Annotated in this window: 11 protein-coding genes and 1 pseudogene; 9 read left to right on the plus strand and 3 right to left on the minus strand. The window is 64.5% G+C overall.

The window, feature by feature from the left end:
• From IV088_RS18330 to IV088_RS18340, 3 genes and pseudogenes are all read right to left on the minus strand, one after another.
• Nucleotides 1–556 (minus strand): annotated as a pseudogene (locus tag IV088_RS18330) (aconitate hydratase B); the annotation flags it as partial.
• Nucleotides 557–600: 44 nt separating this feature from the next.
• Nucleotides 601–1,581, minus strand: coding sequence for an aldolase/citrate lyase family protein (locus IV088_RS18335; protein WP_291105198.1), 981 nt, complete (start codon nucleotides 1,579–1,581; stop codon nucleotides 601–603).
• Between the two features lie 18 nt (nucleotides 1,582–1,599).
• Nucleotides 1,600–2,586, minus strand: coding sequence for a malate dehydrogenase (locus IV088_RS18340; protein ID WP_236964341.1), 987 nt, complete (start codon nucleotides 2,584–2,586; stop codon nucleotides 1,600–1,602).
• A gap of 225 nt (nucleotides 2,587–2,811) precedes the next feature.
• On the opposite strand from IV088_RS18340, the gene IV088_RS18345 reads away from it, so the two are divergent.
• The 9 genes from IV088_RS18345 to leuC form a co-directional block, all read left to right on the plus strand.
• Nucleotides 2,812–3,645: a GntR family transcriptional regulator gene (locus IV088_RS18345; protein ID WP_291105201.1), complete on the plus strand. Its 834-nt coding sequence runs from the start codon at nucleotides 2,812–2,814 to the stop codon at nucleotides 3,643–3,645.
• 162 nt (nucleotides 3,646–3,807) lie between these two features.
• On the plus strand, nucleotides 3,808–4,239 hold the full coding sequence (gene sdhC / locus IV088_RS18350) for a succinate dehydrogenase, cytochrome b556 subunit (protein WP_291105203.1): 432 nt from the start codon (nucleotides 3,808–3,810) through the stop codon (nucleotides 4,237–4,239).
• Between the two features lie 19 nt (nucleotides 4,240–4,258).
• Nucleotides 4,259–4,624 carry a succinate dehydrogenase, hydrophobic membrane anchor protein gene (gene sdhD, locus IV088_RS18355; protein ID WP_291105205.1) on the plus strand — a complete coding sequence of 122 codons (366 nt, stop codon included), beginning with the start codon at nucleotides 4,259–4,261 and terminating at the stop codon, nucleotides 4,622–4,624.
• 4 nt (nucleotides 4,625–4,628) lie between these two features.
• Nucleotides 4,629–6,434 (plus strand): succinate dehydrogenase flavoprotein subunit, encoded by a 1,806-nt coding sequence (gene sdhA, locus IV088_RS18360; protein WP_291105207.1) that lies wholly within the window; start codon nucleotides 4,629–4,631, stop codon nucleotides 6,432–6,434.
• Nucleotides 6,435–6,462: 28 nt separating this feature from the next.
• Nucleotides 6,463–7,167: a succinate dehydrogenase iron-sulfur subunit gene (locus IV088_RS18365; RefSeq protein ID WP_236964336.1), complete on the plus strand. Its 705-nt coding sequence runs from the start codon at nucleotides 6,463–6,465 to the stop codon at nucleotides 7,165–7,167.
• A 19-nt stretch (nucleotides 7,168–7,186) separates the two neighbouring features.
• Nucleotides 7,187–7,480: a succinate dehydrogenase assembly factor 2 gene (locus IV088_RS18370; protein WP_291105210.1), complete on the plus strand. Its 294-nt coding sequence runs from the start codon at nucleotides 7,187–7,189 to the stop codon at nucleotides 7,478–7,480.
• A gap of 25 nt (nucleotides 7,481–7,505) precedes the next feature.
• The gene (locus tag IV088_RS18375) at nucleotides 7,506–8,816 is read left to right on the plus strand and encodes a citrate synthase (protein WP_291105212.1); all 1,311 of its coding nucleotides are present in this window, start codon (nucleotides 7,506–7,508) and stop codon (nucleotides 8,814–8,816) included.
• A gap of 152 nt (nucleotides 8,817–8,968) precedes the next feature.
• Entirely contained in the window at nucleotides 8,969–9,910 is a 942-nt protein-coding gene (locus IV088_RS18380) for a LysR substrate-binding domain-containing protein (protein WP_291105215.1), read from the plus strand.
• A gap of 31 nt (nucleotides 9,911–9,941) precedes the next feature.
• Nucleotides 9,942–11,043, plus strand: a 1,102-nt coding sequence (gene leuC, locus IV088_RS18385; protein WP_291105217.1) for a 3-isopropylmalate dehydratase large subunit, incomplete at its 3' end; no start/stop codon positions are given.

Below are 11,043 nucleotides of genomic sequence, written 5' to 3' on the forward strand. Positions count from 1 at the left end.
ACAGGTCGTCGGTGTTGGTCTCGCCGGGCACCTTGAACACGGTGACGGTGATCTTTTTCTCGACTTCGGGGCGGCTGGTGAACCACTCGGCGTCGGCCCAGCTCTGCATCACTTCCTTGGCGGTGGCATTGCCGGCCTTGGCCTTCTCGGCCACATCGTTGAAGTAATCGAACATCAGCAGCGTCTTCTTGAGCGCGGCGCCGGCCACGGCCGCCACCTCGGCGTCGTCCAGCAGCTCGATCAGCGGGTGCACGTTGTAGCCGCCCACCATGGTGCCGAGCAACTCGGTGGCCTTGGCCTTGGAGATCAGGCCCACCTTTTCATCGCCGTGGGCGACGGCGGCCAGGAAGCTGGCCTTGACCTTGGCGGCATCGTCCACGCCCGGGGGCACGCGGTGCGTCAGCAGGTCCATCAGGAACGCGTCTTCGCCGGCGGGCGGGTTCTTGATCAGTTCGATCAGGGCGGCGACCTGCTTGGCATCGAGCGGCAGCGGGGGGATGCCCAAGGCTGCGCGTTCGGCGGCGTGGGCGCGGTAGTCGGTCAGGAAGGTCGACATGGCGTTCTCCGGTGGGGTGGGTAATGGGTGGGAATGGGAAAGGGCTATGCAAGAAACCAGCCACGCACGGCATCGGGCAGGGGGTGCCCGGTCTGGTGCGCGCGTTCGATCACCTGCCAGAAATAGCGGTAGCTCGCGCGGTCGTGCAGGCGACCGTCGTGCTGCACCGGCGCCCAATGGGCGGAGGCCGCGCGCTCGATGATGGCCAGGGCCGTCTGCACCTCGGCCTCGTCCGGGGCAAAGGCCGCCACGATGGTGCGGATCTGGTCCGGGTGGATGCTCCACATGCGGGTGTAGCCCAGCTCGCGGGCGGCTGTTTGCGCGGCGGTCTGCAGCGCGGCCAGGTCCTTGAACTCGGTGACGACGTTGTGCGAAGGCACCTTGCCATGGGCATGGCAGGCCGACGCAATCTCCAGTTTGGCGCGCAGCACCAGCGGGTGACTGAACTGCCCGGCCACGCCCATGCCCGAAGAGGGGATGGCGCCACCGTGCGCGGACACAAAGTCCATCAGGCCAAAGCTCAGCGACTGAACGCGCGGGTGCGCGGCGATGTCGAAGGCGCGGTGCACGGCAGAGGGTGATTCGATCAGCACATGCAAAGGGAGGTCGCGTGCACCGGCCGCGTCGAGCGCGCTGGCCGCGCGCTGCACATCGGCCACGGACTCGACCTTGGGCACCATCAGGTGCACCAGCTTCGACGCGGTCTGGCCCGCGATGATGGAGATGTCGGCGTCGAAATGGGCATGGTCGACGGGGTGCACCCGCACCGCCACGCGGGCGCCGGCGGGAGCCCCCAGCGCCAGTTCGGTGACGAGGGCCGCATGTTCGGCCTCACCCCCGACCGGAGCGCCGTCTTCGCAATCGAGCGTGACGTCGAAAACACAGGTACCGTACTCGGCCGTGAGGTCGACCTGCAGCTGCAGGCTCTTTTTCATCCGCGCTTCCACCCCGCTGTAGTGGTCACAGACCGGCAGCGCGAACGCGCCGGCCTGGGCACCCAGAAGAATGTCGCGCGGATGGATCACGCCGTGGTTACCAGCGGGTTACAGCAGGTGCTTGACGCCGTCCTGCTCGCCCTGCAGCTCGGCCAGGGTCTTGTTGATGCACTCTTGCGAGAAGGCGTCGATGTCCAAGCCTTCGACCACGGTGTATTCGCCGTTGGCGCAGGTGACCGGGAAGCCGAACATCACGTCCTTCGGAATGCCGTACCAGCCTTGCGACGGGATGCCCATCGTGACCCACTCGCCGTTGGTGCCCAGGGCCCAGTCGCGCATGTGGTCGATGGCTGCGTTGGCGGCCGAAGCGGCGCTGGACAGGCCACGCGCTTCAATGATGGCGGCGCCGCGCTTGCCCACGGTGGGCAGGAACACGTCCTTGTTCCAGACCTGGTCGTTGATCATGTCCTTGACCGAGGCGCCGTCGATGGTGGCGAAGCGGTAGTCGGCGTACATGGTGGGCGAGTGGTTGCCCCACACAGCCAGCTTCTTGATGGACGACACGGCCTTGCCGGTCTTGGCGGCCAGCTGGCTGGCGGCGCGGTTGTGGTCCAGGCGCAGCATGGCGGTGAAGTTGCCCGGCTTCAGGTCGGGCGCGCTCTTCATGGCGATGTAGGCGTTGGTGTTGGCGGGGTTGCCGACCACCAGCACCTTGACATTGCGGCTGGCCACGGCGTTCAGGGCTTTGCCCTGGGCGGTGAAGATGGCGCCGTTGATCGCGAGCAGCTCGGCACGCTCCATGCCAGGGCCGCGCGGACGCGAGCCGACCAGCAGCGCGTAGTCGGTGTCCTTGAAGGCCGTCATCGGGTCGCTGTGGGCTTCCATGCCGGCCAGCAGCGGGAAGGCGCAGTCTTCGATTTCCATCATCACGCCCTTGAGCGCCTTCTGGGCCTTCTCGTCGGGAATTTCCAGCAATTGCAGGATCACAGGCTGGTCTTTGCCCAGCATTTCGCCCGAGGCGATGCGGAACAGCAGGGCGTAACCGATTTGACCGGCGGCACCGGTGACGGCAACGCGAACGGGCTTCTTGCTCATGGTGAAAACTCCAGAAAGGGACGTTGGGTGAAGGAAGGCAACGAAGGGGCGAAACCCCGAGATGGCGGCCACAAAAATGCGGGTAAACCCGAAAACCGTGGGTCGGACTCAGTCCGTGAGTGTACCCTCGCAAACCCTGATACGTCAACTTGTCTTATGTCTTATATAAGATATGATTGACGCCTTCACCGCCCGCTTCCGGCGGCTTCATCGCAACCCAAAACCATGGCCACCCCGCACGCCAATCCCACCGACAGCACCGCGCCGGACGCCCACATTGGTGTGGACGCTCCCCTGCTGCCCGCGGATGTGGCCAGCAACGCCGCGCTGGGCGCACCGGCCTTCAGCCCGCTCTACCAGCAGATCAAGTCGCTGATCCTGCGCAGCCTGCAGGCGGGCGAATGGAAGCCGGGCGACATGATTCCCAGCGAATTCGATTTGGCCGCGCGCTTTCGCGTCAGCCAGGGCACGGTGCGCAAGGCCATCGATGAACTCGCCACCGACAACCTGCTCGTGCGCCGCCAGGGCAAAGGCACCTTCGTCGCGACCCACGCCGAACAACACATCCAGTACCGCTTCCTGAGACTGCTGCCCGATGCCAGCTCGCTGGAAGCACAGGGTCCCGCCGAGCGCCGCATCATCGAATGCCGCCGCCTGCGGGCACCCGCCGAGGTGGCGCGTCAGCTGGATTTGCGCACCGGCGATGCGCTGTTCCAGGTCAAGCGCGTGCTGGCGTTTTCGGGCACGCAGGCGATCCTGGAAGACATCTGGCTGCCGGGCGCGGCCTTCAAAGGCCTGACCCTGGAGACGCTGTCCAGCGACAAGGGGCCGATGTACGCGCTGTTCGAGGCCCAGTTCGGCGTGCGCATGGTGCGCGCGGTGGAAAAACTCAAAGCCGTGGCCGCCGATGCCGACGCGGCGGCATTGCTCGGCGTGGAAGTGGGTCATCCGCTGTTGAGCGTGGAGCGCCTCGCTTACACCTACAACGATGTGCCCATGGAGTTGCGCCGAGGGCTCTACCGCACTGAAACCCGGCATTACCACAATGAACTGAGCTGAACATCTTGACGCGACTTGCGCGGCACGTGCCGGGCGAAGCCCCACCGTCAGCCTCCGGTATGCTGCGTTGCAATAGAATTTGCGAGCCCGTGGTCTGAGTTACCAACGAGTTACAAGAAACCCTTCCATCCCGAACCCACCCCCCGGAAGAAAGCCCCCACCATGACCGAGTTGACCAAGAAGCGGCCCGAGTTCCGCAACATCAACGCCTTCACAGACTTGACCACTTACCGCCTGCCGCCAGCAGGCTGGGTCTCGATCCTGCACCGCGCCAGCGGCGGCCTGATGTTCATCCTGTTGCCACTGATCGTGTGGCTGTTTGACACCTCGGTGTCTTCCGAAATCTCCTTCGAACGCTTCAGCGCAGCCTTCTCGGCGGGTGTCGGTTTTGTGCCGGGCTGGTTCTTCAAATTGGTGGTGCTGGCCCTGATCTGGGCCTACCTGCACCACCTGATCGCCGGCGTGCGCCATCTCTACATGGATGTGGCCCATGCCGTCAGCAAGGAGTTTGGCAAGTCGTCGGCCATCGTCACGCTGGTCCTGAGCATCGGCCTCACGCTGGTCCTCGGTGCCAAGCTGTTCGGCCTGTACTGAACCCGATCAAGGAAACCCCATGTCTGTTAATTTCGGTTCCAAGCGCGTCGTCACCGGCGCCCATTACGGCCTGCGCGACTGGCTGGCCCAGCGCGTCACGGCCGCCCTCATGTCGCTGTTCACCCTGATCGTGCTGCTGCAGGTCGTCTTCACCAGTGGACCCATCGGCTATGAAACCTGGGCGGCCATCTTCTCCGCCCAGTGGATGAAGGCGCTCACCTTCGCTGTCTTCGTCGCCCTGGCCTACCACGTCTGGATCGGCATGCGCGACATCTGGATGGACTACGTCAAGCCCGCCGGCATCCGCCTTGTGCTGCACGTCTTCACCATCGTCTGGCTCCTGTCCTGCCTGGGCTGGGCTGTTCAAGTTCTCTGGAGGCTCTGAAGCCATGACCGTTACCGCAAATCTCCCCAAGCGCCAGTTTGATGTCGTGATCGTTGGCGCGGGCGGCTCCGGCATGCGCGCATCCTTGCAACTGGCGCGTGCCGGCCTGAAGGTGGCCGTGCTCTCCAAAGTGTTCCCCACCCGCTCGCACACCGTGGCCGCGCAGGGCGGCGTGTCCGCTTCCCTCGGCAACATGAGCGAGGACAACTGGCACTACCACTTCTACGACACCATCAAGGGTTCCGACTGGCTGGGCGACCAGGACGCCATCGAATTCATGTGCCGCGAAGCACCCAACGTGGTGTATGAGCTGGAACACTTCGGCATGCCGTTCGACCGCAACCCCGACGGCACCATCTACCAGCGTCCGTTCGGCGGCCACACCGCCAACTACGGCGAGAAGCCGGTGCAGCGCGCCTGCGCCGCTGCAGACCGCACCGGTCACGCCATGCTGCACACCCTGTACCAGCAAAACGTCGCAGCCCGCACCACCTTCTTCGTCGAGTGGATGGCCCTGGACCTGATCCGCGATGCCGATGGCGACGTGGTGGGCGTGACCGCACTGGAGATGGAGACCGGCGAAACCTACGTGCTCGAAGCCAAGACCGTGCTGCTCGCCACCGGCGGTGCCGGCCGCATCTTCGCCGCGTCGACCAACGCCTTCATCAACACCGGCGACGGCCTGGGCATGGCGGCCCGCGCCGGCGTGCCGCTGCAGGACATGGAGTTCTGGCAGTTCCACCCCACCGGCGTGGCCGGCGCGGGCGTGCTGCTGACCGAAGGCTGCCGCGGCGAAGGCGCGATCCTGCTCAACAGCGAAGGCGAGCGTTTCATGGAGCGCTACGCGCCCACCCTGAAGGATCTGGCCCCGCGCGACTTCGTGTCCCGCTGCATGGACCAGGAGATCAAGGAAGGCCGCGGCTGCGGTCCCAACAAGGACTATGTGCTGATGAAGCTCGACCACCTGGGCGCCGAGACCATCCGCAAGCGCCTGCCCTCGGTGGAAGAAATCGGCCACAACTTCGCCAACGTGGACATCACCCGCGAGCCGATTCCGGTGGTGCCCACCATCCACTACCAGATGGGCGGCATCCCGACCAACATCCACGGTCAGGTGGTCGCGCCCGATGGCAGCGGCTCGCAGAAGATCGTCAACGGTCTGTACGCGGTCGGCGAATGCGCCTGCGTGTCGGTGCACGGTGCCAACCGCCTGGGCACCAACTCGCTGCTCGATCTGCTGGTGTTCGGCCGTGCCGCCGGCAACCACATCGTCGAATTCAACGACAAGAACAAGACCCACAAGCCCCTGCCGGCCGACGCCGCCGACAAGACCCTGGCCCGTCTGGCGCGCCTGGACAATTCCACCAGCGGTGAATACGCCCAGGACGTGGCCAACGACATGCGCGCCATCATGCAGCAGCACGCTGGCGTGTTCCGCACCCAGGCCTCGATGGACGAGGGTGTGCAGAAGATCAACGCCCTGCGCGCCCGCGTGGCCAACATCACGTTGGCCGACAAGTCCAAGGTGTTCAACACCGCGCGCATCGAAGCGCTGGAAGTGGACAACCTGATGGAAGCCGCGCAGGCCACCATGACCTCCGCCGCCGCTCGCCGCGAGTGCCGTGGCGCCCACACCGTGAACGACTACGAGCGTCCGGCGGACGACGCCCAGTTCCCGCTGGGCCGCAACGACGTGGAGTGGATGAAGCACACGCTGTGGGACAGCGCCACCAACAGCCTGTCGTACAAGCCGGTCAACCTGAAGCCGCTGACCGTGGAATCTGTTCCGCCCAAAGTCCGCACGTTCTGAGCATCCCCGTCGCACGGAGAAAAACACCATGGCCCTTCGCACATTCAAGATCTACCGCTACGACCCGGAAAAGGACGCCAAGCCGTACATGCAGACCATCGAGGTCGAACTCGACGGCCACGAACGCATGTTGCTCGACGCGCTGATGAAGCTCAAGAAGGTTGATCCCACGATCTCCTTCCGCCGCTCCTGCCGCGAAGGCGTCTGCGGTTCGGACGCGATGAACATCAACGGCAAGAACGGTCTGGCCTGCCTGACCAACATGAACACCCTGCCCGGCGTGATCACCCTGAAGCCGCTGCCTGGCCTGCCGGTGGTGCGTGACCTGATCGTGGACATGACGCTGTTCTTCAAACAGTACAACAGCATCAAGCCCTACCTGATCAACGACACGCCGCCGCCCCAGACCGAGCGCCTGCAGAGCCCCGAGGAGCGCGACGAGCTCAACGGTCTGTACGAGTGCATCCTGTGCGCGAGCTGCTCGACCAGCTGCCCCAGCTTCTGGTGGAACCCCGACAAGTTCGTGGGCCCCGCGGGCCTGCTCCAGGCCTACCGCTTCATCGCCGACAGCCGCGATGAAGCCACCAGCGAGCGCCTCGACAACCTCGAAGACCCCTACCGCCTGTTCCGATGCCACACCATCATGAACTGCGTCGACGTCTGCCCCAAGGGCCTGAACCCGACCAAGGCCATCGGCAAGATCAAGGAAATGATGGTGATGCGCTCGATCTGAGCGCACCGCCCGCCCGACCATGGAAACCAGCACCACCGACGCCCTGCTCGATCAACGTGGGTTGAGCAAGCTGCGCTGGCGCTGCCGCCGTGGGCTGCTCGAGAACGATTTGTTCATCGACAGCTTCTTTGCCAGGCACGGATCTGGCTTGACTGTCAGGCAGGCCGAAGCTCTCGGGGTTCTAATGGATTTGTCCGACAACGATCTGCTCGATCTGCTGCTCGGCCGAAAGCCACCCCAGGGCGAGCTGGCCCGCGATGACGACGTCACGCACGTGCTGGGCATGCTGCGCGCAGCCCGGCAACCCGTTTAAGAAGACCTCCTTAAAAGGAAACCGCATGAAACTCGTAGACAACAAAGCCACCCTGTCGTTCTCGAATGGCAGCCCCAGCGTCGACCTGCCGGTGTACGCCGGCAGCATCGGGCCGGACGTGATCGACATCCGCAAGCTGTACGCACAGACCGGCATGTTCACCTACGACCCCGGCTTCCTGTCCACGGCCTCGTGCCAGTCGGCCATCACCTACATCGATGGCGACAAGGGTGAGCTGCTGTACCGCGGCTACCCCATCGAGCAACTGGCCACCGGCTGCGACTACCTCGACACCTGCTACCTGCTGCTGAACGGTGAACTGCCGAACGAAACCCAGCGCGGTGATTTCCACAAGCTCGTGATCAACCACACCATGGTCAACGAGCAGATGCAGTTCTTCATGCGTGGCTTCCGCCGCGACGCCCACCCCATGGCGGTCCTGACCGGCCTCGTGGGCGGCCTGTCGGCCTTCTACCACGACAGCACCGACATCAACAACCCGAAGCACCGCGAGATCGCGGCCATCCGCCTGATCGCCAAGATGCCCACGCTGGTGGCCATGGCCTACAAGTACGGCATCGGTCAGCCTTACATGTACCCGCGCAACGACCTGAGCTACTCGGGCAACTTCCTGCGCATGATGTTCGGTACGCCTTGCGAAGAGTACAAGGTCAACCCGGTGCTTGAGCGCGCGCTGGACCGCATCTTCATCCTGCACGCCGACCACGAGCAGAACGCCTCCACCTCCACCGTGCGCCTGTGCGGTTCGTCGGGCACCAACCCGTTCGCGGCCATCGCCGCCGGCGTGGCCTGCCTCTGGGGCCCTGCCCACGGTGGCGCCAACGAAGCCTGCCTGAACATGCTCGAGGACATCCAGCGCCAGGGCGGCGTGGCCAAGGTCGGCGAGTTCATGGAGAAGGTCAAGGACAAGAACTCCGGCGTCAAACTCATGGGCTTTGGCCACCGCGTGTACAAGAATTACGACCCGCGCGCCAAGCTCATGCAAGAAACCTGCGACGAAGTGCTGAAGGAACTGGGCCTGGAAAACGACCCGCTCTTCAAGCTGGCCAAGGAACTGGAAAAGATCGCGCTGGAAGACGAGTACTTTGTCAGCCGCAAGCTTTACCCGAACGTCGATTTCTATTCCGGCATCGTGCAGCGCGCCATTGGCATTCCGGTCAACCTGTTCACCGGCATCTTCGCCCTCGCCCGCACCGTCGGCTGGATTGCCCAGCTGAACGAAATGATCAGCGACCCCGAGTACAAGATCGGCCGTCCGCGCCAGCTGTTCACCGGCTCCGAGCGCCGCGATGTGAAGCCGCTGGCAGCGCGCTGACAGGCCTCCCCCGAGCTGGCTTGGGATCACACAACAAAACCCGCCATCGGCGGGTTTTGTTTTGGCGGCGTCACCCATCGTCAAATGCGACGACTGAATACCATCCAAGGTGAGAAAATACTCGACTCATCGTCATTGACGAAGAGTCAACCATGAACACCCCGGACCGCAGCTTCACCCGCCGCCTTGACCTCACCTCACTCCAGCTGTTTGTGGCGGTGTGTGAGCGCGGCAGCATTGGCAAGGCGGCCGAGACCGAGTTCATGGCGCCCTCGGCGGTCAGCAAGCGGCTCTCGGACCTTGAATCCGCCGTCGGCACCGCCCTGCTGACGCGTCACGCGCGCGGCGTCACGCCGACGCCCGCCGGCCAGAGCCTGCTGCACCATTCGCGCTCGGTGCTGTTCAGCCTAGACAAGATGCAGGGTGAGCTGTCCGAGTACGCCGATGGCGTGCGCGGACATGTGCGGGTGCACGCCAACATCTCGGCGATCGTGCAGTTCCTGCCCGAGGACCTGGGGTGCTTCATCCGCTCGCACGACGCCATCAAGATCGATCTCGAAGAACACCTGTCGACCGAGGTGCTGCGCGCGGTGCAGGAAGGTGCGGCCGATCTGGGCATCTGCCATGTCGGCGCCACCGCACAGGGTGACGGACTGCAAACCCTGCCGTATCGGCAGGACAGGTTGGTGCTCATCGCACCCGCCCGCCATCCACTGGCGCGCCACGCTGAACTGCCGTTTGCCGCCAGCCTCGACTGGGATCACGTCGGCCTGCACGCCAACAGCTCCATCTACCGCGCCATGCACGAGGCGGCCCTGCGCGAAGGGCGCAACATCCGGTTGCGCATTCGGGTCACGGGGCTCGATGCGATGTGCCGCATGATCCACAACGGCCTGGGTGTCGGCCTGATGCCGCAGCGCGCCTTCGAGCTGATGCACGGCGTCGGCGAACTGGCCTGCATTGCCTTGAGCGACGACTGGACCACGCGCCGCATTGAGCTGGTGGCGCGCGATTTTTCCAGCCTGCCCGTCAGTGCCCGACTGTTGGTGAGCCACCTGTCCGAACAAGCCTCCGCGACCACCACCCCGCTCTAAAATTTCAGCCCCCACAGGAGAACCCCACCCCATGGCACGCACGCTCTACGACAAGATCTGGGACGAACACGTCGTCCACACCGAAGAAGACGGCACCGCCGTGCTCTACATCGACCGTCACCTGGTGCACGAGGTCACCAGCCCGCAGGCCTTCGAAGGTCTGCGCCAGGCCGGCCGCAAGGTCTGGCGCGTGAGTTCGGTGGTCGCGACCGCCGACCACAACACACCCACCACCGGCTGGGAACTGGGCTACGACGGCATCACCGACCCGATCAGCAAAGAGCAGATCACCACGCTGGACAGCAACATCAAGGAATTCGGCGCCGCCGCCTTCTTCCCCTTCATGTCCAAGCGCCAAGGCATCGTGCACGTCATCGGCCCGGAAAATGGCGCCACGCTGCCAGGCATGACGGTGGTCTGCGGTGACTCGCACACGTCGACCCACGGCGCCTTCGGCGCGCTGGCTCACGGCATTGGCACCAGCGAGGTCGAGCACGTCATGGCCACACAGACCTTGCTGGCCAAGAAGGCCAAGAACATGCTGGTCCGTGTGGACGGCCAGTTGTCCAAAGGCGTGACCGCCAAGGACATCGTGCTGGCCATCATTGGCAAGATCGGCACTGCCGGCGGCACGGGCTACACCATCGAATTTGGCGGCAGCGCGATCCGCTCGCTGAGCATGGAAGGCCGCATGACGGTCTGCAACATGGCCATTGAAGGCGGCGCGCGCGCCGGCCTGGTGGCGGTGGACGACAAGACCATCGAGTACGTCAAGGGCCGCCCGCTCTCGCCCACCGGCGTGGAGTGGGACCAGGCCACGGCCTATTGGAAGACGCTGTTCTCCGATGCCGATGCCAGCTTCGACGCCGTGGTCGAGCTGGATGCCACCCAGATCGTGCCGCAGGTGACCTGGGGCACCTCGCCCGAGATGGTGCTGGGTGTGGACGCCATCGTGCCCGATCCCGACAAGGAAAAAGACCCGAGCAAGCGCGGCGCCATGGAGCGCGCGCTCACCTACATGGCGCTGGAACCCGGCAAGCCGCTCAACGACATCTTCGTGGACAAGGTGTTCATCGGTTCCTGCACCAACAGCCGCATCGAAGACATGCGCGAGGCCGCGGCCGTGGTGAAGA

This window comes from Hydrogenophaga sp., assembly GCF_018780075.1.
GTDB lineage: Bacteria > Pseudomonadota > Gammaproteobacteria > Burkholderiales > Burkholderiaceae_C > Hydrogenophaga.

What these genes read in the sequence shown, in the direction of transcription:
- IV088_RS18340 (WP_236964341.1), bottom strand. Translation starts at nt 2,586, where the DNA reads ATGAGCAAGAAGCCCGTTCGCGTTGCCGTCACCGGTGCCGCCGGTCAA.
- IV088_RS18345 (WP_291105201.1), top strand. Translation starts at nt 2,812, where the DNA reads ATGGCCACCCCGCACGCCAATCCCACCGACAGCACCGCGCCGGACGCC.
- sdhC (WP_291105203.1), top strand. Translation starts at nt 3,808, where the DNA reads ATGACCGAGTTGACCAAGAAGCGGCCCGAGTTCCGCAACATCAACGCC.
- sdhD (WP_291105205.1), top strand. Translation starts at nt 4,259, where the DNA reads ATGTCTGTTAATTTCGGTTCCAAGCGCGTCGTCACCGGCGCCCATTAC.
- sdhA (WP_291105207.1), top strand. Translation starts at nt 4,629, where the DNA reads ATGACCGTTACCGCAAATCTCCCCAAGCGCCAGTTTGATGTCGTGATC.
- IV088_RS18365 (WP_236964336.1), top strand. Translation starts at nt 6,463, where the DNA reads ATGGCCCTTCGCACATTCAAGATCTACCGCTACGACCCGGAAAAGGAC.
- IV088_RS18370 (WP_291105210.1), top strand. Translation starts at nt 7,187, where the DNA reads ATGGAAACCAGCACCACCGACGCCCTGCTCGATCAACGTGGGTTGAGC.
- IV088_RS18375 (WP_291105212.1), top strand. Translation starts at nt 7,506, where the DNA reads ATGAAACTCGTAGACAACAAAGCCACCCTGTCGTTCTCGAATGGCAGC.
- IV088_RS18380 (WP_291105215.1), top strand. Translation starts at nt 8,969, where the DNA reads ATGAACACCCCGGACCGCAGCTTCACCCGCCGCCTTGACCTCACCTCA.